Annotated in this window: 20 protein-coding genes; 11 read left to right on the plus strand and 9 right to left on the minus strand. The window is 64.5% G+C overall.

Annotation, left to right across the window (positions count from 1 at the left end; genetic code table 11):
- The 3 genes from LZC95_08810 (at window position 1) to LZC95_08820 (ending at window position 3,278) form a co-directional block, all read left to right on the plus strand.
- Window positions 1-1,626, plus strand: coding sequence for an outer membrane protein transport protein (locus LZC95_08810; protein WXA96937.1), 1,626 nt, complete (start codon window positions 1-3; stop codon window positions 1,624-1,626).
- A gap of 7 nt (window positions 1,627-1,633) precedes the next feature.
- Entirely contained in the window at window positions 1,634-2,608 is a 975-nt protein-coding gene (trxB, locus tag LZC95_08815) for a thioredoxin-disulfide reductase (GenBank protein ID WXA96938.1), read from the plus strand.
- A gap of 313 nt (window positions 2,609-2,921) precedes the next feature.
- On the plus strand, window positions 2,922-3,278 hold the full coding sequence (locus LZC95_08820) for a four helix bundle protein (protein ID WXA96939.1): 357 nt from the start codon (window positions 2,922-2,924) through the stop codon (window positions 3,276-3,278).
- A 195-nt stretch (window positions 3,279-3,473) separates the two neighbouring features.
- Here LZC95_08820 and LZC95_08825 read toward each other — a convergent pair whose 3' ends face one another.
- Window positions 3,474-5,339: a right-handed parallel beta-helix repeat-containing protein gene (locus LZC95_08825; GenBank protein ID WXA96940.1), complete on the minus strand. Its 1,866-nt coding sequence runs from the start codon at window positions 5,337-5,339 to the stop codon at window positions 3,474-3,476.
- 107 nt (window positions 5,340-5,446) lie between these two features.
- On the opposite strand from LZC95_08825, the gene LZC95_08830 reads away from it, so the two are divergent.
- Genes LZC95_08830 through LZC95_08865 form a run of 8 tightly spaced genes read left to right on the plus strand, consistent with a single transcriptional unit; the run spans window position 5,447 to window position 14,923 of the window.
- On the plus strand, window positions 5,447-5,974 hold the full coding sequence (locus tag LZC95_08830; protein WXA96941.1) for a cyclic nucleotide-binding domain-containing protein: 528 nt from the start codon (window positions 5,447-5,449) through the stop codon (window positions 5,972-5,974).
- Between the two features lie 22 nt (window positions 5,975-5,996).
- Window positions 5,997-6,662, plus strand: coding sequence for a hypothetical protein (locus LZC95_08835; GenBank protein WXA96942.1), 666 nt, complete (start codon window positions 5,997-5,999; stop codon window positions 6,660-6,662).
- Window positions 6,663-6,712: 50 nt separating this feature from the next.
- On the plus strand, window positions 6,713-7,528 hold the full coding sequence (gene lexA / locus LZC95_08840; GenBank protein WXA96943.1) for a transcriptional repressor LexA: 816 nt from the start codon (window positions 6,713-6,715) through the stop codon (window positions 7,526-7,528).
- Between the two features lie 51 nt (window positions 7,529-7,579).
- Window positions 7,580-9,226, plus strand: coding sequence for a hypothetical protein (locus LZC95_08845; protein ID WXA96944.1), 1,647 nt, complete (start codon window positions 7,580-7,582; stop codon window positions 9,224-9,226).
- 40 nt (window positions 9,227-9,266) lie between these two features.
- Window positions 9,267-10,682, plus strand: a complete 1,416-nt coding sequence (locus tag LZC95_08850; GenBank protein WXA96945.1) for an NAD(P)/FAD-dependent oxidoreductase — start codon at window positions 9,267-9,269, stop codon at window positions 10,680-10,682.
- A gap of 17 nt (window positions 10,683-10,699) precedes the next feature.
- The gene (locus LZC95_08855; GenBank protein WXA96946.1) at window positions 10,700-11,680 is read left to right on the plus strand and encodes a hypothetical protein; all 981 of its coding nucleotides are present in this window, start codon (window positions 10,700-10,702) and stop codon (window positions 11,678-11,680) included.
- A 19-nt stretch (window positions 11,681-11,699) separates the two neighbouring features.
- Entirely contained in the window at window positions 11,700-13,634 is a 1,935-nt protein-coding gene (locus LZC95_08860; GenBank protein ID WXA96947.1) for a hypothetical protein, read from the plus strand.
- Between the two features lie 26 nt (window positions 13,635-13,660).
- Entirely contained in the window at window positions 13,661-14,923 is a 1,263-nt protein-coding gene (locus LZC95_08865; GenBank protein ID WXA96948.1) for a hypothetical protein, read from the plus strand.
- Between the two features lie 9 nt (window positions 14,924-14,932).
- Here LZC95_08865 and LZC95_08870 read toward each other — a convergent pair whose 3' ends face one another.
- From LZC95_08870 to LZC95_08905, 8 genes are all read right to left on the minus strand, one after another.
- On the minus strand, window positions 14,933-15,412 hold the full coding sequence (locus LZC95_08870) for a cytochrome C oxidase subunit IV family protein (GenBank protein ID WXA96949.1): 480 nt from the start codon (window positions 15,410-15,412) through the stop codon (window positions 14,933-14,935).
- Between the two features lie 15 nt (window positions 15,413-15,427).
- The gene (locus LZC95_08875; protein WXA96950.1) at window positions 15,428-16,186 is read right to left on the minus strand and encodes a cytochrome c oxidase subunit 3 family protein; all 759 of its coding nucleotides are present in this window, start codon (window positions 16,184-16,186) and stop codon (window positions 15,428-15,430) included.
- On the minus strand, window positions 16,183-17,835 hold the full coding sequence (locus LZC95_08880; protein ID WXA96951.1) for a cbb3-type cytochrome c oxidase subunit I: 1,653 nt from the start codon (window positions 17,833-17,835) through the stop codon (window positions 16,183-16,185). Before LZC95_08880 ends, LZC95_08875 begins: the two co-directional genes overlap by 4 nt.
- A 20-nt stretch (window positions 17,836-17,855) precedes the next feature.
- Window positions 17,856-18,791 (minus strand): cytochrome c oxidase subunit II, encoded by a 936-nt coding sequence (gene coxB, locus LZC95_08885; GenBank protein ID WXA96952.1) that lies wholly within the window; start codon window positions 18,789-18,791, stop codon window positions 17,856-17,858.
- A gap of 2 nt (window positions 18,792-18,793) precedes the next feature.
- Window positions 18,794-19,675 carry an SCO family protein gene (locus LZC95_08890; protein ID WXA96953.1) on the minus strand — a complete coding sequence of 294 codons (882 nt, stop codon included), beginning with the start codon at window positions 19,673-19,675 and terminating at the stop codon, window positions 18,794-18,796.
- A gap of 64 nt (window positions 19,676-19,739) precedes the next feature.
- Window positions 19,740-20,219 (minus strand): hypothetical protein, encoded by a 480-nt coding sequence (locus tag LZC95_08895; protein ID WXA96954.1) that lies wholly within the window; start codon window positions 20,217-20,219, stop codon window positions 19,740-19,742.
- 24 nt (window positions 20,220-20,243) lie between these two features.
- Window positions 20,244-21,722: a hypothetical protein gene (locus tag LZC95_08900; protein WXA96955.1), complete on the minus strand. Its 1,479-nt coding sequence runs from the start codon at window positions 21,720-21,722 to the stop codon at window positions 20,244-20,246.
- A complete protein-coding gene (locus LZC95_08905) occupies window positions 21,719-22,315 on the minus strand; it encodes a cytochrome c (GenBank protein WXA96956.1) in 597 nt (198 codons plus the stop codon). The genes LZC95_08900 and LZC95_08905 overlap by 4 nt, the downstream gene beginning before the upstream one ends.
- Window positions 22,316-22,327 lie beyond the last annotated feature (12 nt).

Genomic DNA, 22,327 nt, shown 5'->3' on the forward strand with positions numbered 1-22,327 from the left:
ATGAAAAAAAAGCTTTCCCTCGGTCTCGCGACCGCGTTGGCCTTCATGGGCCCGAGCATTGCACGCGCCTCCAATGTGCTCGAGTTTCCAGACAATGGATCGGAGCAAATGGCGCGTGGTGGTGCATGGGCTGCCCGGGCAAGTGATCCACTTGCCACGTATTTTAACCCAGCAGGCCTCGCCGGGCAGCGCACCGCCCTGACGTTGCAGGCCAATGTTTCTTTTCAGCACACCTGTTTCTCGCGGATTAAGGCCGCGAACGACAAGACGAACGATTATGTCGCGCCGGGCGGCAGCTACCCGCGCGTGTGCAATGACATTGGGGCGTCCCCCAATCCGCAGCTCGCGGGCGTGTATCGCATCAACGATCGCGTTGGCGTCGGGCTCGCGATTTTGGCGCCCAGCGCCGTGGGCGATGGCAAATGGCCGACCTGGGTCGGCACGCCCGACGAGGCGAAGAACGCCCAAGCCGCGCCGCAGCGCTATTTGCTCATCGAGGGCCACGCCTTCCAACTCAATCCGACGATCGGCGTGGGCGCGGAGATCATGGACAACTTGCGGCTCGGGGTGGCCTTCTCGTGGGGCATCTTCAAGGCCAAGTTGAACAATGCCGCTGTCGTCAACAACATCGACGGCGGTCGGCCGCGCGACAACGATCTGTCAGCGACGGCCATTGCGAGCGACTACTTCGTTCCCAGCGTGACGTTCGGCGGCATCTACACCGTCAGCGATCAGTTCGACATTGCCGGCACCTTCAAGTGGACCGACTCCATCAAGGCGAGCGGCAACCTGTACACGCAGGCGAACTACTTCACGCAGAAGGTCCACGACGGCGACAAGAGCGGCATCAAGGACACGGACACGTCGTACTCCGATTGCAACCAGGGCCCGGCCGTTGCAGGGAAATGCGAGGAGGGACAAGCGAAGATCAAGCTGTCCCAGCCGATGGAGGCCAAGCTCGCCTTCCGCTACCACATGCCGAGGGCCTCCGCGTTGCAGGCGCACCTGCGCGACCCTATCCACACCGACGTGTTCGACGCCGAAGTCGATTTTACCTGGGCCAACAATAGCGCCATCGATGCTCTCCAGATCCGCTTCCCCGGCGATGCCGCCGGCAATGGCATCATCCCGGTGAATGGTACGCCGGGCACTCTCCCGCCGGTTGCCGACGTCCCGCGCGACTACAAGGACGTGTTCGGTGTTCGCGCCGGTGGCGACTTCAACGTCGTTCCTGGTCGGTTCGCTTTGCGCGGTGGCATGTTTTTCGAAAGCAACGGACAGAACGTCAAGTATCAGAACATCGACTTCGTCGGCAGTGCACGCTTCGGCCTATCCACAGGCGCCACCCTGCGCCTTGACGTAGGGCGCGGCGAGAAGAAGGACTCCCTGGAATTCATGCTCGGCTTCATGCATGTGTTCTATCAGAAGCAGCAGAACGACGACCCCAACGGGGAAGGGATCCATGCGCCTGCGGGCACGCCCTGCAATCCGACGGAAAACCCCATACCCCCGGGGGGTATGTGCGGCAGCGGGAAGCAAAAGTATCAAACGAATTGGCCTATCAACCTGGGTTCCATCACGAGCGCACTCAACGTCATAAACGTGGGTGCCACATACAGATTTTAGAGGTCTCATGAGCGAGAGCAATCCCGGAGAGCGCGCGCGCAACGTCATCATCATCGGGTCGGGTCCGGCAGGTCACACGGCCGGCATCTATGCCGCGCGCGCGAATCTGCGCCCGCTGCTGTTCGAAGGGGTGGTGAAGGGCGGCATCCCGGGCGGCCAGCTCATGATCACGAACGACGTGGAGAACTACCCCGGCTTCCCTGCGAAGGTCACGGGGCCGGATCTCATGACCGCCTTCCGTGCGCAATCCGAGCACCAGGGGGTGGAAATTCTTTCGGAGGACGTGAACAAGGTCGACTTCTCCCAGCGCCCCTTCCGCGTCTGGGCCGGCGACGACGACACGCTGTACACCGCACAAACGGTGATCATCGCCACGGGCGCGCAAGCCAAGTGGCTCAATCTACCGACGGAAGACGCACTGAAGGGCAAGGGCGTCTCCGCATGCGCCGTGTGTGACGGCGCATTCTTCCGCAACCAGGACGTGATGGTCGTGGGCGGCGGCGACACCGCCATGGAAGAATCGATGTACCTGTCGGGTATCTGCAAGAGCGTAACCCTCGTGCACCGCCGCCGCGACTTCCGCGCGAGCAAGACCATGCAGGACCGCGTGCTGAAGAATCCGAAGATCCACGTGATCTACGATTCAGCGGTCGACGAGATTCTCGACGTGTCGAAGGGCGAAGTCACCGGCGCCCGCGTACGCAACCTGCGCACGAACGAAGTGACCGACGTCGCGATCACCGGTTTCTTCGTAGCCATCGGCCACACCCCGAACACGGAGCTCTTCAAGGGCCAGTTGGAACTGCACGACAACGGCTACATCAAGACGAAGCCGGGCACGACCCAGACAAACGTCCCGGGCGTGTTTGCCAGCGGTGACGTGCAAGACTTCGTGTATCGGCAAGCCGTTACCGCCGCGGGCACGGGATGCATGGCGGCGCTCGAGGCGGAGCGCTGGCTCGCCCAGAACGGGGCCCACTAGGGTTTAGGGGCTAGGGCGAGAAGGGGGCGCGCCGTGCGTGCCTCGCGCTGAATCTCGCCCTACGCCTATGCGTGGCCCTACGCCTACGCCTACGCGTGGCCCTGACCCTCGCCCTACGCCTAGCCCTGACCCTCGCCCTACGCGTAGCCCTGCACGTGAGCCTGAGCCTGAGCCTAGCCTGAACGCGAAATGCTGCGCCCGCGCGGACTCGTGTTTTGGTCGGTCATGCTTTGCGCGCACGCCCCGCGCCAGCTCCGTCGCTCGGCAACGCGTAGCCCGTGTCGCTGTCACGGGGCCTGCGCGTGGGGGGGGCATGACCGACCAAAACACGAATCCGCGCTCTGTACTTTCGCATCATTCGCTCGTGGCCTATCAGGTGGCTGTCGAGTTCCTGGTCGCAGTTAAGGCGGCCAACATTCGCGATGCCAAGCTTCGCGATGAGGCTATGCGCTCTGCCAAGAGTGTGTGTCTCAACACGGCGGAGGGGGCCGGCCGCGTTACGCGGGCGGACAAGGCACGGGCCTTTGCCATCGCGCGTGGTGAGGCCATCGAGGCTGTCGCCGCGGTCGAAATTGCCGGCGTCGTCGGGGACGTCGACGAGGAGGCCGTGCGGCGCTGCGTGGGGCTTGCGCAGCGGGTCGTGGGCTTGCTCACGCGGCTGGTTCGCTAGCTCGGCGAGGGCTCGCGCGGGTCGCTCCCGCGCGAGCTCTTTCGCTCGTTCGCAATTGGTCAGGCTCAGGCTCAGGCTCACGCTCAGGGCTACGGGCAGGGCTAGGGCTAGGGTCAGGGTCAGGGCTAGGGTCAGGGCTAGGTCAGGGCTAGGGTCAGGGGCTAGACGGAGGGCCTGACCCTCGCCCTAGCCCATTTACGGCGTGCACGCTGAATCGTCTGTGAGCTCTTCGGCGCCAACTGAGAACGGTACGCTGCGGGTGCTTCCGAAGGCGTCGGTCGACAGGGTGGCGCTCAGGTCGTCGCCGCCGCGTGCGATAGCACACGGTGTGCTCGTGGCGAGTTTCCAGCCGGGGGTCATCAACTCGGGGTAGCCGCTTTGCGGGTCGGTCCACGAGGCGAAGATGGCGCGCGGGGTGGCGGTGACCAATGCGTCGCCGCCGATGCGGGTGCTCGAGTTGCCCGCGGTGGTCGTGACGAATTGCTCCAAGGCCGAGATGCCCGAGAAGGTGGTGCGCGTGTCGCATGCGACATTGGTCGTCGTGACGCCGTAGGCGAGATTGTCGCCAAAGTTGGCAAACACGTTGTGCCGAAAGCTTGCGACCGAGCTGCCCGCGGGGCAGGCGAACAACAGTAGTCCTATGCCCTGGGCGGAGCGTGACCCAAGGAGAAGGTTGTTCTCGATGCTCACGTTGCTCGATTGCCGCGTGACGGCGAGGGCCTGACTCTGCCCCGCCGCCGGCACGGGCGAGCCAAACAAAGTGTTCCCGCGAATGGCCACGCCGGATGACTGGGACACTTCCACGCCGTAGACCGTGTTCGTCGTGCCCGCGCGGCCCCCGGCGTGGACCATGTTGTTCTCGATCACGGCGTCGCCCGAATCGGCGAGGAGCACGCCCCATGTCGTCGCGCTTGTCGGTGTTGCGTCGCCGCCGTAAATGCGGTTGCCGGCGAGGCGCACGCCGCGCGTCCCGCTCACCGATACACCGCGCACGGGGCACGCGCCCGTGCACGTCGACGTGCCCCCGTCGATCACATTGTCCGTGAGCTCGATGGCGGCGGCGTCGTTGACCAGCACACCGATGCTTCCCGTTCCCGAGGCGCCCAGCACGCGACCGGTGCCCGCGCGAATCGTATTGTCTTTCACGGCGATGGCGGTCTTCCCCGAGAAGAGCAGCCCCGTTGCGGCGATGCCCAACGTCGTCGTCCCCGTTCCGCCGTCGATGCGGTTGCCATGGATGCGCGCCTGCCCCGCGTCGCTCGCCACGGCGATGCCCACGCTGCCGAAGCTTCCTTGCGCCGTGCCCGAGCCGCCGCCGATGGTGCTGTCCGCAATTTCCGGGGCGGCGCCCGCTTGCACATAAATGCCGTAGCTGGCCATCAAATCGCCCGCCGCGACCGCACTGCCCCCGGTGATCTCGTTGCGCACGAGCACCGGTGCGGCGCCGGTCGAGACGAGCAGTGCGCCGCCGCCTTGCGCGCCGCCTCCGCCGCGGATGGTCAACCCTTCGACGGTGATCGAAGGCCCCACGGAGGTGCCACGGATGCTCAAGGTCGCGCCGGAGCCGCCGTCGTGCTCGAGAACCGTCGCTTGGCCCTCGGCCCTTGCCCAGGTTGCGCAGTCGTAGCCTCCTCGCAGCGACACCGGATGATCGAGCGACAACCCGCCCTCCACGTACGTCCCGGCGCACACGCGAATCTCGTGCGTCGTCACCCCCAGGCTGCGCGCCAGCTCGATGGTCTTCGCGATGCTCTGGCGGGGCGCTGCCTGCGAGCAACCGTAGTTCAAATCATTGCCTGCGTTGGAAACGTAAAAGATCCGTTCCGGGCACCCTGCCTCGCACTTGCTGGCCTTGCAGTAATGGTTGGCCCCGCATGCGTGCCCGCATTCGCCGCAGTTGCGCACGTCGCTCGTGAGGTCCGCCCCGCACGTGTTCGGCCGATCATCGGGTCCCTGTTGTCCAGGTGAGGAATTATCGCTCTGGCATCCGCTGGCCCACACGAGCGTGGCCATGCCAGCCATACCAAGAAGCGCGGCAAGGGCGGGGAGGCGCATCCGCATCGTTCCGATCTCCGATGACTCCGATGCGCCGATGGCCGAACGCGGGCCGTTTGTCGCACAAAGATGGACCCGCTTCGCCTGGGGCGATACCCTCGCTTCGCATCCGCATGAGTGGACCGAGTTCAGCGGAATCGGGAAATGAAGAATTGGCCGGCGCCGCCGTGGGGCCTACCTCCGAGCGCGAGGATCAGCTCGCGCGCGTGTCGTTTTTCGACGGCCTGACGCGGCATGCCCTCTCGCTCATCGCGCAGGTGACCGCGGAAGAGATCCATGCCCTCGGTACTCGAATTTTTCAGTACGGGGACCCTGGCGACAAGCTTTTCATCATCCTCGAGGGCAAGGTGCGCATCTCGCGCGAAGTTTCCGGCATGGGCGAGGAGGCCCTGGCGGTGCTCGGCCCCGGGGAAGTCTTTGGCGAAATGGCCCTTCTCGACGAGTCGCCCCGCTCGGCCGACGCCCGCGCGCACGAGCGATGCCGCCTGCTGGTCATCACCAAAGACGCCTTCGACGATCTGCTTTTCTTACACAAGGACCTCGCCTACGAAGTGCTCTGGAGCTGCGTGCGCATGCTCTCGGGCCGTCTTCGCGAGACGAACGAAAAGTTGACCTTCCTCTCCACGAGCGGAAGGTTCTAGAAGCAACCGTCTTATGAGGAGCATGAACAAGGCGACTTTTTTCCTGACCGCGTGCATTGCCGCGGGTTCTTTCGCTGCGGCCTGCGGCGCGCCGCCCTCCCCGCAGTCCCCCGATCAACAACAGCAGCAAGCCGGCGAAGCGCCCCCCGGTGCACCCTCGTCGAGCGCAGCGCCTGGATCCACCGTGGCCCCTCCGGGATCGGCGGTGCCGGGCGGCCCGGCCACCGTGCCCGCCGCGCCGATGAAGCCCATGGCGGCCAGCGCGATGGCGACCGATCTGCAGAACCTCGGCCTGGACTTGAAGAATCTGCCGGCCCTCGAAAAAATGGAGCCGAACAAGCTCCGCAAAGTGATGCGCACCTTCACCAAGGCGCTCGGGGCCAAATGTTCGGACTGCCACAACGAGTCCGACTACGCGGCCATGACGCCGATGAAGAAGATCACGCTGCACATGTGGAACGACTACGTGCGCGGCCTGTCGCTCGACAGCGGGGAGGCCCTTTATTGCGACTCCTGCCATCAGGGGCGCATGAAATTCCTCGATCGGCACGATAAAAAGGCCCTCGGCGCCTGGATGGACGAGAATTTCGTCGACAAAATGAAGCGCCGCGACGGCAAGGAGCACAAGTGCGCCACCTGCCACGGAGAGCCCTTCAACGAGGACATTCTGGCGCGCTGGACCAAATAGCAGCGCAATTCTTGACGGCGTGACGGGCGTTCAGTACCTTACGATCCCAAATGCAAGGTCTGACCCAGCGGCAGCAGATGGTCCTTGACTTCATCCGCCAGTCGATAGCCGACCGAGGCTATCCGCCAACGTTGCGCGAGATCGGTGCACGCATGGGCATCCGCTCGACGAACGGCGTGAACGATCACCTGCGCGCGCTCGAACGCAAGGGGTACCTTACCCGCGAAGACATGAAGTCGCGGGCCCTGCGTCCCACCCCTGCAGGCCCGGCCGGCTTCGAATCCCGCACCGACGTGGCCGGGGCGGGCAGCGGCGCCTTCCGCTTCGACACCGCGGCCTCCGAGCTGGATTTGCAGACCGAGCTTCCGGGCATCGGTGACTCGGCGGGGCTCGCAGGTCCGCAGCTCGCGGGCGCCATCGCGGGTAGTATCGCGGACGCGGCCCTCGCCAAGGCCAGCCCCGCCAACGACGACGATTTGGTCGAGGTGCAGGTGCTCGGTCGGGTGGCTGCGGGCCTGCCCATCTTCGCCGAAGAGCACGTGATCGATACGGTGCGCATCGACCGCGGCCTCTTGCGTGGCGGGCGCGAAGTCTTCGGTCTCCGCGTCCAGGGCGACTCGATGATCGAGGCGGGTATCCTCAGCGGCGACTACATCTTCGTGCGCAAGCAGCTCACGGCGAGTCGGGGCGACATCGTGGTCGCGCTCATCGGGGACGAAGCCACGGTGAAGTACTACTTTCCGGAAAAGGACTACGTCCGCTTTCAGCCGGCCAACAAGGAGATGGCCCCCATCCTCGTGCGTGCGGTCGACTTCCGCCCCACCATGCTCCTCGGTGTCGTCGTCGGCGTGTACCGTCGGTTGTAATCTCTAGGCCTAGGCCACGTCTCGTTGTATGCCCAAGACGTGCGGGTAAGAGTGGGAGGTCTGGCAGCGATCGCGCTCTTTTGGGCCGTCCTGGTCTTTTCTCTGCCCGTCACAGCGCAGGTACGCGGCGCCGCGCCGTCCTCGGGTAGTGCGCACTCCGCGGGCAAGGTCGAGCAGCAAGCGCGCTCCCTTCAGAAGAAGGCCATCGAGGACGACTACCTCTCGACCGAATTTGCCAAGGCCGAAGAGCGCCTCAACAAAGCGGTCACCCTGTGCGGGAGCGACAAGTGCTCCGCCCAGCTGCGCGCGCAGCTCCGTCGCGATCTCGGCGTCGTGGAAATTGGCGGCCAGATCGATCGCGAAAAAGGCATTTCCAACTTCGTCGAGGCGCTGCGCATCGACCCCAACGTCGTGCTCGATCCCGATCTGCGAACGAAGGAGCTGGATCAAGCGTTCGACGTGGCGCGGCGCAGGGCAGGGCTCGCGGGTGCGGGCGGTGGTGCGACGGCCACGCAAACGAGCCCCTCGAATGATTTTTCGCACACGCCGGTGGCAGAGCAGGCCGTGCTCACGCCCGTGCCCATCTATGTAGAATACACGGGAACCGAACCGCTGGCGCGGGTCATCGTCCGCTACAAGAGCGCGACCTCGAGCGAGTGGAAGGCGCTCGATTTGAAGCGTGCGGGTCGCTCGTGGAAAGGCCTCGTGTCGTGCGGCGACGTCGCGCAGGGAAGCTTTCAGTATTACCTGCAGGGATTCAATCCGCAGAACGAGGCCGTGGCGACGGGCGGCGATCGCACGACGCCGTACACGGTGCCGATCAAGCCTTCGCTCGAAGGGGCCGCACCGCATCTGCCCGGCGAAGCGCCGCCCGAAGCGTGCACGGATGCCGCGGATTGCTCGCCCGGTTTTCCTTGTGAGAAGAAGCCCGAGCCGCCGCCGCCCGCACCCGATGCGTCGCACAAGTACCCGCGCTTCTGGGTGGGGGCGGGGCTAGGGTTCGACTTTCTCGTGCTCCCTGCGGGGGACGACGTCTGCAAGTTGAACGGCGAGCCGCAGAGTGGCGAGCAGCCCACCGGAAACAAGTTCGAGCCCAAGAACGACGCGGGCTATTACTGCACGACGCCGGACGGAACGGATTACCCATCGCGCACGGACAAATTCGTGCAGAACCTGGCCTTGCAGGATGGAAAGGCCGGCAAAGTCGAAAGCGGCCTTGCCCCTTCGAACTTCCGCGTATGGCTCTCGTTCGATTACGCGCTCAGTGCGAACTTCCTCGTGGGCGCGCGCATCGGCCTGGTGTTTCGCACGTTTCCGGGGAATGAACCGAAGCAGGACGGCCACGTCCTTCTCGCCCCGTTTCACGGCGAAGCGCGGCTGACGTACCTGGTTGGCAAGGACGCCATCCTGCAGCCCGTCGCACCGTACGCCTTCCTCGCGACGGGCGTGTCGCAGTACGACGCCAAGGTCGAGGTGCCCGTGGTGGAGCGGGACATTCCGGGCACGCGCACCATCCACGCTTGGGAAATCGGCGGCCCATGGTTCGCATCGCTGGGCGCGGGCATCCGCGTCGCATTCGGCGACCGAAAGAACATCGCGCTCCTTCTCGGCGGCCGCGGCAATCTCACGTTACCAGTGGCCAAAAGCCCAGCAGTCCCGTCGTTCGGCCCGGAAGCGAATTTTCAAATAGGGTTTTAGCCCCGCTTGCCATTACGCGGTGCGGCGCCTAAACGAACTTGTGTCCCTACCTCACGTAATCATCGTTGGTGGCGGGTTCGGCGGTCTTACCGCGGCGCAGTCGTTCAAGCGATCCCCGGTTCGGGTGACGTTGATAGACCGGCGGAACCATTATCTTTTTCAGCCGTTGCTCTACCAGGTGGCGATGGCAGGGCTCTCGCCGGCGGATATCGCTTCGCCGATACGCTCCGTGCTGGCCAAGCAGAAGAACGTCACGGTGCTGCTCGATCAGGTGGCCGATGTCGACCTCGGGCGAAAAGCCATCACGACCGAAACTGGTGCACGGCTCGATTACGACTTTTTGATTCTCGCGGCCGGTGCCAAATCGGATTACTTCGGCCACGCCGAATGGGAGCAGTTTGCTCCTGGGCTGAAGACGCTCACCGACGCCACCGAAATCCGGCGCCGCGTCTTGCTTGCGTTCGAGCTCGCCGAGCGCGAGGCCGATGAGGCACGCCGTCGGTGGCTGCTGACCTTCGTCGTCATCGGTGGAGGCCCCACCGGGGTCGAGCTCGCGGGCGCGCTGCGCGAGCTTTCGCAATACGTGCTCGCACGCGATTTTCGGCGCATCGATCCGACGGAGGCGCGTGTGATCCTCATGGAAGGCGGCCCCCGCGTGCTCGCCTCGTTCCCCGAGGACCTCTCGCAGGCGGCCGTGCGCCAGCTCGGGGAGCTCGGCGTGGAAATCCGTACTGGAACGCGGGTCACGGACATCGATGCCCATGGCGTCGCCTTTCAGGCGAGCCAGGATAGCCCTGCAGAGCGCCTCGAAGCCGCCAACGTCGTCTGGGCGGCGGGCGTGCGCGCCACGCGGCTCACGGGCAAGCTCGGGCTGCCCATCGACCGCGCGGGAAGGGTCTCCGTGCGCGAGGACTGCAGCCTCCCCGGGCACCCGGAGGCGTTCGCCATCGGCGACATGGCCGCGTTCACCGGAGAAGACGGCAAGCTGCTCCCGGGCGTGAGCCCCGTGGCCATGCAGCAGGCGCGCTACACGGCGAAGCTCGTCACGCGCGCCGTGCGCGAGGGGAAGCCGCTCGCGGAGCTTTCTCACGAGAAATTCCGCTACTTCGACAAGGGCACCATGGCCACCATCGGGCGTTCGCGCGCGGTGGCGGAGTCGGGCCGCCTGAGGCTCTCCGGCTTCATCGCCTGGCTCGCGTGGCTCTTCGTGCACGTGTGGTACCTCATCGGACACCGCAATCGCGTGGCCGTTCTGCTCACCTGGGCGTGGTCGTACGTCACCTACGAGCGCGGGGCCCGACTCATCACCGGAAGGGTCGACGCCATTCATCCCGACACCGAGCAGCCGGCGCCCGCTCTACCTGCTCCGACACCGTCGAGGGCGCTGCCCACCGATGGAGCTCGCCAGGAAGAGCGCACCTCCGAGCCTTTGCGGAGTCCGCAGCCCTCCCATTAGGGCTATCTTCGCGGCCCGTGAAAACCGCCCTCGCGTCCGCGCTACTTCTCGCCCTCGTTGCGTGTACTCCCGCCCAAACGCCGCCGCCGGCGGTGGCTTCTGCCTCGCCACCGAAGGAGACGACCACCGCCGCCCCGGCAAAGGAGACGGCGGCTGCATCCGAGCCCAAAGATGCGCTCGCCGCGCTCAACGCCGAAGCCCGCGCTTCGTACCGTGCGGAAAAGGAACACATTTTGGCGCACCTCGGGCCGACCATCCTCTCCGAAGGCGGAAAGCTCGTCTACCTTCATGACGGCCGCCGCGAGGAAGCGGAGATCAACCCGCGCGGCTACCACGAATTGAAGACACTGGACCATATCCCATTGGCGCTCGAGGCGCTGGTCGGCGAAGTGGATGGCTCGCTCGACGAAGCACGCCTGCAAGGATTGAAGCGGCTGCGTACGTGCATCGAGCCGGCCGTTCGCGAATTCGAATCCCACGGCTACGCAGCCACCACGATCGAGCGCCAGCGCCGCATCGTCTCCGCGTCGACGGCTTTGATCGACGGTGCCATCGAGCGCCGCTCCGTGAGCCATGCTGCGTACGCGCAGTACGCCAAGGCGATGGGACCCCTTCTCCTGGCCAGCGTCGACGAAGCCGCGCGCTTGGAGCTCGACGCGATCCATCGCGCCGTCACCGGCTGGAAAAAGGCGACGTCCCCGGCCGAATGGAGTCGCCTGCGCGTCGTCGTCATCAGCGTGCACATGGCGCGCGACCGATTGATGGAGATGCAGTACTTCCAGCGCCTGTTGGGCGAGTCCTTCGAGGGCGGCCGCATCGTCTTTGCCGAGGGCCTCTGGGAAGAGCCCAAAGCGCTCGATCTCAATGCAATCCATGTTCTCGATGCCCGCGTGGGCGCGTCGTTTTTCGGCGATCCGATGCGAATGCACCGCGATCTCCTGAGTGACGCGGCTGCCGCGTACCTACCGACGCTTCTTCCTGCCGCTGGGGCGCGATGAGTATATATTGCGCGCGGCCATGACTTCGCTTTCGCCGCGCGCAGCCGCTGGCGCCAGTATATTACTTATCGTCGCTTATGCGATGGCGCTCGCCGTCTTCAAATGGGTGCCCCGGTACGATTGCATCACATTGACGGTGGTGCTGGTGCTGGTCTTTCGTTGGCTGGATCGGAGCCCCGCGCGCACGTGGTTGATGCATGCCATCACGCAGGTGCTCGTCGCGGCGTTCGTCGTGCACCTCTGGACCTTGGGCTACGAGGGTCGCAACGCTGTTTTCGGCGGAATCCTACCCTGGAGCGACTCGCACGATTTTTACGACGACGCCATTCGGCTCATTTACGGCGGACGGTTCGAGGTCTCGTCGAAGCGGCCCCTGTTCACCACGATTTTCTCCGGCCTTCTCAAGCTGTCCGGGAACGACCTGCGCTTCGCATTGTTCGTGTGCGCCGCCGTGGGCGCGTGGGCCATTGCGCTGGCCGCGCTCGAAGTGTGGAAAACGCACGGGCCCAAAGCCGCCTTCGTCGTCTACGTGATCCTTCTCTTTTTCGAGCGGCGCTGGGCGGGCTTCGTCCAGACCGAGCATTTCGGACTGCCCCTCGGCATCGTTGGCTTCGTTCTCTGCTGGCGCGCCAACGAAGCACGCGAACGCGATCCGGATCGCGCGGGCTGGCTGGTCCTTGCAGGCATCTTTTCCATTGCGCTCGGCCTCATGGCCCGCGCGGGCGCCTTCTTCGTGCTGCCCGCCATCGCGATTTGGGCCGCGCGAACCATCGTGCCCTCGCGCGGGAGAATTCGCTTTTTGGCTTTCGCCGCCGGCGCCATGTTCGCGGCCCTGGTCGTCCATAGCGTGGTTTTGCGCTTCGTCGGCAACGGCGCGACGTTTTCGGATTATCCCGCGATTGCCTACGGGCTCATTCACGGCGAGGACTACACGTTCCTCGTACAGCAGCACCCCGAGCTCGTCCAAATGACGCCGCCCGACCGCGTCTCGGCTTCGTGGAACATCTTGTTCGCCGAGGCGAGTTCGCACGTGGGGCTGGTGATTCTCGGCTTCTTGAAGTCCGGACTCGGTCTCTTTGCATCGCCCTTTGGGATGTTCAGCTACGTGTGGACCAATCCGGACGATGCTGCGCTGGAGGACGGAGCCGCGGTGCGTGCGGCCACGGCGCAGGATGGGCTTTTTGGGCCGCTTTTGCTTTGGCAGCGCACCTTCGGGACGTACAGCCTGTTCAACGCCGCCGCGATGGGCCTCATCGGCGGCGCCTTCGTGCTCACGTTCATCTGGGGTCTGTACGTCGTCTTCGTCAAAGAGCGCGCGAATTCGCGTCTATCGCTTTTGCGGCATGCCATCGCGGGGATCATTCTTTCGGCGCCATTCACGCCGCCGTGGATCACGTCGGGCCAGCAGGTGGCGACGTGCACGCTGTCGTTCATGGGCGCCTTGCCCGCGCTCGCACTTTTCGGCCGCGGCGCGCCAAAGTCCGCGGAAACCGCGCAAGGGGAGGAAGGGCAGGGGAGTCGCCGCATCGATCCGCTGGCCTTCGTCCCCGCCGGCGTGGTCTTGGCGCTGGCGCTCGTCGTCGGGTGGATACGCCTCGCGATCCCTTACAAGCCGGTGTGCACGAACCCCGAGGAGCACGTGCTTTTGCCGCTTTCCGCCGCGTCGGTGGAGGTGACCCATGCGCGCGACATGGTCTTTCGCGACAAAGCCATCGACGACCTTCGCTTCTCGATTCGGTACCTCGCCAAGCACAACGCCGAACTCACCGACTCCGTCGTTCCATTCCTGCACCCGGGCACCTCGTACGTGTCGGCATTCGATGCCTGCGACAGCCGCGTGAAAATTTTAATCGACGATGCACACCGCCTCGATGCCGCGTCGTCCTGGGCAAGTTTCGAGGTGACGCCTTTGGCGAGCCCCAACGTTCTTCATCTCACCGCCGCTCGGTACTAAGCTACCGCGGGGTTGGGAGATGAACGATGTTCGAGCATGCAGAGTCATTTCAAGGTGGTGAGACCTCGGGCAACCTTCGGCTGGGAAAGCTGGAGGTGCTCTACCAGGAGCTCTTCAAGCAGGTCATTGCCGATGGCCTCATCACCACCGACGAACGCGCCCAGCTCGACAAGATGGCCACGTCGTTCGGGCTGGATCGCGAGCGCCTGCAGCATCTCGAGAATACGCTGCAGGCCGCGTACGACGCCGAGCACCGCGGCAGCGCGCAGGTCGCCGTCGACATCGATCTCTCGGAGCTGACCGCGCCCGAGCCCCCCGCGTCGGGGTCGCACGACGTGCCCACGTTGCATGAGCGCTTTCGTGCGCACACGGCGGAAGGGGACACGGATCGAGCGTGGTGCGTGGCGCAGGCCCTCGCGTTCAGCGATGCCGCCACCCCCGAGGAGCGCGCCCTTTTCGATGCACACAACCATGCCACCCTGATTCGGCCGCAGCGGCCGCTCGATCGCGCGGCGTGGCACGAGCTGCTCTTTCATCCCGAGGAGGACGCCGCCATCGGTGACATCTTCGGGGTGGTCGCCCCCGCGGTGCTCATCGGCCGGCTCGCCGCACTTCGGCGCGATGGGCAGCTGCCCGCGTTGAATCCCGCGCAGAAGCACGAGCCCGCGCAGTCCACCGTGCAAGCGGTGCGCTGCTTCGCGTGGGCCGCTGCCATCTTTGGCATGGCCTCGCCCGAGCTTCACGTCGATCCGGACCATGCGAGCACCGGAGAGCTCGTTCCCGCGCTTCCACCGGTGGTGCGGCTCGGTGCCGCCGCGCTCTCGGGACGCAGCAGCGAAGAACTGGCCTTTCTCGCCGGGGCACACCTCGCGTACTTCCGCGAGGAGCATATCGTCTCGCTGCTGGTCCCCTCGATCGCGCACCTGGAAGAGATCTTCCTCGCTGCCCTGCGCATCGGAAAACCGGATCTCGCGATACCGGACCACGTCGTCCCCATCGCAGGAGCCATCGAGCCGCTGCTCGAACCCGCCGCGCTCGAGCAGCTCCGCGCGAGGGTCCGCCACTTCATCGAGCAGGGTGGCCGTGCCGATCTACGCCGCTGGGTCGCCGCCGTGCACAAGACCTCCGCCCGCGCCGGCCTTCTCCTGGCCACCGATCTCGAGGCCGCTCGCAACGTCCTGATCCTGGAAGCGCATCGCGATATCGACAAAACGACACGCGAGCTGATCGAGTTCACGACCAGCTCGCGCTATGCGACGTTACGTCGCCATCTCGGGATTACGCTCTAAACTAAGCGTTTACTGATGCTCGCCCTCGGGAAGGGGCCCGCCGACTTGCGGCGCGTGCTCCGATTCGTGCTTCGGCGCCGCGGGAGCCTCGGGCATGCCGCCGGGGGCTTGCTTTCCGTCGGAGGGCAACGTCTCCGTACCCTGCTCCAGGTCGACCTGGCCGCGGTGACCCGTATCGTTGATCGTGTACGCGAAGAACACGCCGATGAAGGCGAGCGAGCACACGAAGATGAGCCCGTTGAAGCGGTTGTCGTACTTCAAGTGCATGAAGAACAGCACCACCAGTGACGCCTTGATCGACGCAATGATGATGGCCACCGCAAGGTTCGCCGGTCCCAGGTGGACGTAGGAGACCGCCACCGTCAGCACCGTCATGGCGACCAGCGCCATGAAGATGCCAACATAGAACTGCGTGCTCGCGATGTGCGTGTGCACTGCTCCGTCGTCGTGATGACCGTGACCGTGGTCTGCGCTGTGAGAATCGCTCATGGCCCGTATGCCTTTTCAGTCAATCAGATAGAGGAGCGGGAACAGGTAAATCCAGATCAAGTCGACCAAGTGCCAGTAGAGAGCGACCAGATCGACGGGGGTGAAGAACTCCTTGGAGAACTCGCCCGCCGCGTTCCGCTTCACGATCCAGAACAGCACGCCGATGCCCACGATGACGTGGAGGGCGTGGATGCCGGTCATCACGAAGTAGAGCGAGAAGAAGATGTGCGCTTTGGGCGCCAGGTGCGGCGTGTGGCCGTGGCCCGCCGGGATCGCGCCGAATAGTCCGCCGTCCACCGGATGGCCGAAGTACTTGCCCGGCAGCAAGCCCGCGTGGAACTTGTGCTGGTACTCGAAGTACTTGACGATGAGGAAGATGAAGGCACACGCGATGGTGATGAGCAGCAGCGTCGTCGTCTGCTGCTTCTTGCCCAACTGAGACGAGCGCACCGCCATGGCGGCCGTCCAGCTGGAGAAGAGGAGCACGATCGTGTTCGCCGCACCCATCACCCGGTCGAGCTGGTGCGAGGCGCTGCTGAACGCCTCCGGGTACCAGCTGCGGAAGATGCCGTAGGCAACGAAAACGCCGCTGAAAAAGAGGAGCTCCTGCGCGAGGAACGCCCACATTCCGAGCTTCGCCGCATCGAACTGCTGCGCGGGCGTGTCGAAGTGGTGCGCGAGCCAGGCAGGTCCGTGATGCTCGTCGTGTCCGGCCTCGTGCGACTCGTCGTGAGACGCCGGCGCCGACTCGGCGTGGCTTGCAGCTTGGCTCATTGCTCGGACAGCTCCTCTTCGGTGGCCAGATGGTAGTCGTACGGGCCGCGCGTAATCGTCGGCACCTTGATGAAGTTCGCGAGGGGAGGCGGCGTGGGCGTCTGCCACTCGAGGGCGGCCGAGCCCCACGGGTTACGCGTGGACTTCGCACCGCTCTTCAGCGAGATGATGAACATCGCCAGCATGGTGAGGAAGCCGGCGCCCAGGATCCACGAACCGATGGTCGAGGTCTTGTGGAAGATCTCGAACTCGGGGAGGTAGTCGTAGTAGCGACGCGGCATCCCGCGCGAGCCCATGATGAACTGCGCGATGAAGGTGACGTTGAAGCCGATGAACACGAGGAACCAGGCCACCTTGGCCATGCCCTCGTTGTAGAGCTTGCCCGTCATCTTGGGCCACCAGTAGTGCAGGCCGCCGACGAAGCCCATCACCGTGCCGCCCACCATGACGTAGTGGAAGTGCGCGACGACGAAGTACGTGTCGTGGAGGTGCACGTCGATGGCGAGCATGCCGAGGAAGAGCCCGGTCAGACCACCGATGGTGAAGAGGAAGATGAACGACAGGGCGTACAGCATCGGCGACTCGAGCCGAATGGAGCCCTTGTAGAGCGTCGCCACCCAGTTGAAGACCTTCACGCCGGACGGGATGGCCACGAGGAAGGTGAGGCCCGAGAACACCATGGTGGCGTACTCGCTCATGCCGCTGACGAAGAGGTGGTGGCCCCACACGAGGAAGCCGAGGAGCGCGAGCGCCAGCGAGCTCATGGCGACGAACATGTAACCGACGATCGCGCGGCGGGTGAACGTCGCGATGATCTCGTTCACCACCGCCATGCCCGGCACGATCATGATGTAGACCGCGGGGTGCGAGTAGAACCAGAAGAAGTGCTGGAACAGAACTGGGTCGCCGCCGAGCTTCGGATCGAAGATGCCGAGGCCGAGGAAGCGCTCGAGGCAGAGGAGCAGCAGCGTGATCGCGAGAACCGGCGTCGCGAGAACCTGGATGATGCTCGTCGAGTAGAGGCCCCAGATGAACAGCGGCAGCTTCGTCCACGTCTGCCCGGGCGCGCGCAGCTTGTGCACCGTCACCAGGAAGTTCACGCCGGTGAGGATCGACGAGAAGCCCATGATGAAGGCGCCGAGCACCATCGGGATGACCGATGACGTCGTCCGCATGCTGTACGGCGTGTAGAACGTCCAGCCGGTGTCGACGGCGCCGGTCACCATGCTGTAGAGCGCGAAGCAGGCGCCGAAGACGTAGATGTAATACGACATCAGATTCAGGCGCGGGAACGCGACGTCCTTGGCCCCGAGCTGTATCGGGAGGACGAAGTTACCCAGTGCTGCCGGAATCGACGGGATGATGAAGAGGAACACCATCACCACGCCGTGTAACGTGAAGGCGCGGTTGTATTGGTCCGCGTCCATGATGGTGTGGCCGCGCGAGAACAGCTCGAAGCGCACGGCGAGGGCGAAGAACCCTCCGACCGCGAAGGCCAAGATGACCGAGATCAAGTACATGATCCCGATGCGCTTGTGATCGAGCGTCACGAGCCAGGACATGATGCCCCGCTCCGCCTTGAGATAATTCTCGTTCGGATCGGGGTGGTGCGGTTGGGCTCTAGGGACGGTGGTTGTAGCGGCTCCCATGACTGTCTGTCCTCGTAACGCTACTTCAGCGTCTTCATGTAGGCGATGATGGCATCAATCTGTGGATCCTTCAGCGTGAAGGGCGGCATCTGGGTGGTGGTGAACCCGGCCGTAATCTTCGCCTGCGGCTTCAGGATGGACTCTTTGATGTAATTTTCGTCGACGGTGACGGTCGACCCGTCGGCCATCTGCTCTTGCTTGCCCCAGAGACCCTTCCAGGTCGGACCGGGCATCTTCGCGCCGTCGACGGAGTGGCAGGTGTTGCACGCGTTCTTCTTGTAGAGCGTCGCGCCGTACTCTTCCGGCGAGGTGCCAGCCGGCGGCTTGTCACCCTCGTCGAGGAACTTCTGGAACGCCTCGGGGGTCATGACCTCGATCATCGAGAGCATGCCCGAGTGGCTCGTGCCGCAGTACTCCGCACAGAAGACCTGCATCGGTCCGAGCTTGTTCGGCGTAAAGGTGATGTTCGTGTACATGCCTGGCACGGCGTCGCGCTTCAAACGGGCGCCCGGCACGTAGAAGCTGTGGAGCACGTCGTCCGACGAGATGATGAACTTCACCGGCTTGCCCACGGGCAGCTTCAGTTCGTTCGTCGCCGTCGAGCCGTTCGGGTACTGGAACTCCCAGAGCCACTGCCGTCCGCGCACGCGAATCTCCATCGCGCCTTCCTGCGCGACCGCGTTGTGCACGTACACCTTGAAGCCAAGGTGGAAGAGGATGGCAATGAAGACGACCGGCGCGAAGGTCCAAACCAGCTCGAGGACCAAGTTGTGTCCGACGGGTTCCGCCTTCACCCCCGGACGACGGCGGAACTTCACGATGCAGTAAATCATCACCGCCACGATGATCGCGGTGAAGATCAGACTGAACCAGTAGACGAACATGTAGAGGTCATCGACCTCGGCGGCGCCGGTCGAGAGCTGCTCGGGTAGTTGGAAATTGTCGGGACTTACCACGCTTAGTTCTCCGTGACCGGTGTGCGGTGATGCAATGAATCCGCTTTTCGAGCATCGACCTCGGCCCTCTTGCGACGGCGTTCACGCGTCCACATGATGCCGAGGAAGGAGCCGAGGGCGAGCACCGTGGCAAAACCCGAGAGTTGCATCACGCGGGTCGCCATGAGGGTGTATTTCCCGTCCTGCGGGTCATAGTGATAGCAGTAGAGGATGACCTGCTCGATCGTGCTGATGGAGTGGCCATTGGCTGCCTCGAGGAGGCCAATGCGCAGGTCCCTCGGATCGTATTCGAGGCCGTAAAGGTAACGGGCCATCTGCCCATTGGGCTTCACGAGCATGACCACCGCGGGGTGCCCGTACTGGCCTTGCCGCTCGTCGTACTCGTATTGGAAACCGATGGCGCTGGCGACGCGATCGATCTGCGTCTTGTCGCCGACCAGGTAGTGCGCCCCGCTCTCCGCGCCCGGGCGCCCATACGCCGCCAGGATCGACGCCTTCTTCTGCGACGCCGTTTCCGGCGTATCGCGCGGGTCGATGCTGATGACCACGAGGTCGTACTCTTTGCCGACGGTCCAGGGAATTTCCTTCATCGCCGTCGCCGCCGCGTTCTGCACCATGCCGCAAAGCACGGGGCAGGAGTGGTAGGCGAGGATGAACAGCGCCGGCCGCTCTCCTTTGAAGTACTTGTTCAACTGCACCATCGACCCCGTCTCGTCGCGGAAGGTCGCGTCGAGGGGGATCTGTCCGTCGAGGTGCTCGTCGACGCCCACGTGCTTGAGCTCCTTCGGCGTGTTGTCACGCTCGGCGTGCGCGACGCCACCCACCGGCCCGAGAAGGGCCGAAAAGGCGAGCGAGGCAGCAAGGAGGAGGGGTCGTAGCTTCATGGGTACTTCGTAGGAGCCAAACTAGATTCGTGGTGTCTTCTTCGTAGCGGTTTTCTGTCGCAGGTCAGTGGCCGGCGTCGTGCGCCTCGGCCGTCTTCTGGGGGGCCGCGCCCGCGCCGGCGTCGCCCACCGTGGCGGCCGTGGTGGAGGGAGGCGTCGCCGCATCGCCCTTGGGGGCTTCTTTGGCCGCGCCTTCGCCGCCCTTGGCCGCTTCCTTCGCCTTCAGGCCTTGCGACCAGCCGGTGAGGGGCCCGTCGTCCTGCGACGGTTGCGGGGCGATGAGCGCCGAGGACTCGCGTCCCTTCGATGCGAGCTCGCCCATCGCCTTGTCGATCGGAATGGGGCTTCCCGTCAGCTTCTTGGTCTCTTCCTCGTGCAGCTTCGCGAGCTCGGCGGGGGCCGCAATCTTCGCCTTGGCCTCACCCTCGAACATGAAGGTGAAGTACGAGTCGAAGACGAACTTCAAGACAAAGAGCGTCCCCACAGTGCCCAGGGCCATGACCAGAATGAGTCGATTTCGCGGGGGGCTGTTGTCCGTAGCCATGAGAAAACCTCTGCGTAGAAAGTCTTATGCGTTCTCGAAGTGGATGGCGCGAGGCAGACGGGGATCTCCAACCGGAATCAGCCGATGCTGGCGCATGACGTAGAAGACCACGGCGAGGTAGATGCCGCCGATGCCGACGAGGCACGTCACGTCGAGCCAGTGGAAGGCGAAGTCATCTTGTCCGAAGTTCGGCATCACGAGCCAGTAGATGTCCACCACGTGCATCAAGAGGATCCAGGCCGCACCGAACGTGAGCACTTCCAGCTTTCGCTTGGTGTTGCGCGAGATCAGGAGGAAGAACGGGAAGACGAAGTGCGAGAACACGAGCAGGAGGCTCACCGCCGACCACGGACCGTGGTCCCAACGGTGGTGGAAGAAGGTCACCTCTTCCGGCAGTGCGGCATACCAAATCAGCATGAACTGTGAGAAGCCGATGTACGCCCAAAACACCAGAAAGCCAAAGGTGAGCTTGCCCAGGTCGTGGTAGTGCTCGGTATTGACTTCCTTGCGAAGCAAGCCCGAGCGGCGCAGGGCCATCGTGGCCAGCGTCACGGTCGTGAGACCGGCGAGGACGCAGCCCGCGAAGCAGTAGACGCCGAAGATCGTCGAGAACCACGAGGGCTCGAGCGACATGATCCAGTCGAAGCCCGCGAAGGTCAGCGTCAGTCCGAACACGACGGTCGCCACCGGGGCGAAACGCTGCGCGGCGACGGTGAGTTTCGGGTCCTTGGAGGTGTCCTGGTCGACGGAGTAGCGGAAAAGCTTCCAGCCCAAGAAGGCCCACACGAGGAGGTAAATCACCGCGCGAAGCGAGAAGAACCCCGTGTTGAGGTACGGCTTCTTCTTCGCGAGGACTTCTTCCTCGGCCAACTCGTGCGGGTCACCTTTGGTGAAGGTCGCGCCGCCGTGGGCCGCCGCCATCGCACCGTGACCGTGACCGCCCGCTGCGTGGGCCGGGCCACCGTGACCGCCATGGGCATTCGGCTCCGCCGCGTGCTCCGGCTGCGCCGCTTGCTCCTCGAGGGCCGCGCCGGTCGTGTGCGTCGTGGAAACTTCTGCCGCGTGCTCGCCGCCGTGGTGGTCCGAGAGCCACGGGAAGATCTGCTCCTTGAGGAGCCAGATCGGCGCGAACAGCACGATGAGAGAGACGATGCCCACACCGAAGAACTCCGCGGTGCGGCGCACCGTGACGCTCCAGCCCGCGCTCGTCAGGTGCTGCATGAGCACGAAGAAGATCGCGCCCAGGGCCACCGAGAGGATCACCTCGAAGCCGAAGAGATACGAAAACGCGAAGCGCTTGGCGTTGCCAGCGTAGCCCGCCGCCGAAGCGATGAGGCCGAGCGCGCCGACGGCCGCCGCGATCTTCCACGCGCCATCCCACGGCGAGCCCGCGGGAATGCGAATGTGGTCGTCCGCGTCGGGGCCCTTCTTCTTCGCGAGCGACGGACGGGTCGGTCGCTGCTGTTCTTCACCAGAACTCTTTTTCTTCTCGTCTTGGCTCACGGCTTCGTCTCCGAGGCGATGGGTGCCTGGCTAAGCTGGAGTGCGCGCACGTACGAGACGATGGCCCAGCGATCGTCGACGGGGATCTGCGGAGCGTACGCCGGCATGTTGCGCACGCCGTTGGAGATGGTGGCGAAAATCTGGCCGTCCGGCGCGTGGCGGAGGCGATCTTGGTGGAAGCTCGGCGGCTTGAGCATGCCGTGCTTGATGATCATGCCGTCGCCCGCGCCGGTCTTGTCGTGGCAGGGCGTGCAGTAGATGTTGAAGCGGTCCTGGCCGCGCTTCACCAGGCCCTCCATGCCGCCGTGGCGCGCAATCATCTCGTTCGGGATGACCGCGACGTACGAGGAGTCATCTTCCGTGCGGCCTTTGGCCACGCGGGAATCGACTTCCTCTTCCTTGGCGACGGTGCCTTCGATGGGCGCGCGCATCGTGCGCTTGTCCTCGAAGAACTCGCTCTCGTTCTGCATGTTGTAACGAGGCTGGAAGTACATGTTCCGGATGGGGACGATCGGCGTCTCGCGCGACGTCTCGCCACGGCATCCCGTCAGACCTGCCAGCGCGGTGAGGCACGTCACCGCTGCCAACGTCATTGAACCCAGCCC

This window comes from Sorangiineae bacterium MSr12523, assembly GCA_037157775.1.
Taxonomy (GTDB): domain Bacteria; phylum Myxococcota_A; class Polyangia; order Polyangiales; family Polyangiaceae; genus Pendulispora; species Pendulispora brunnea.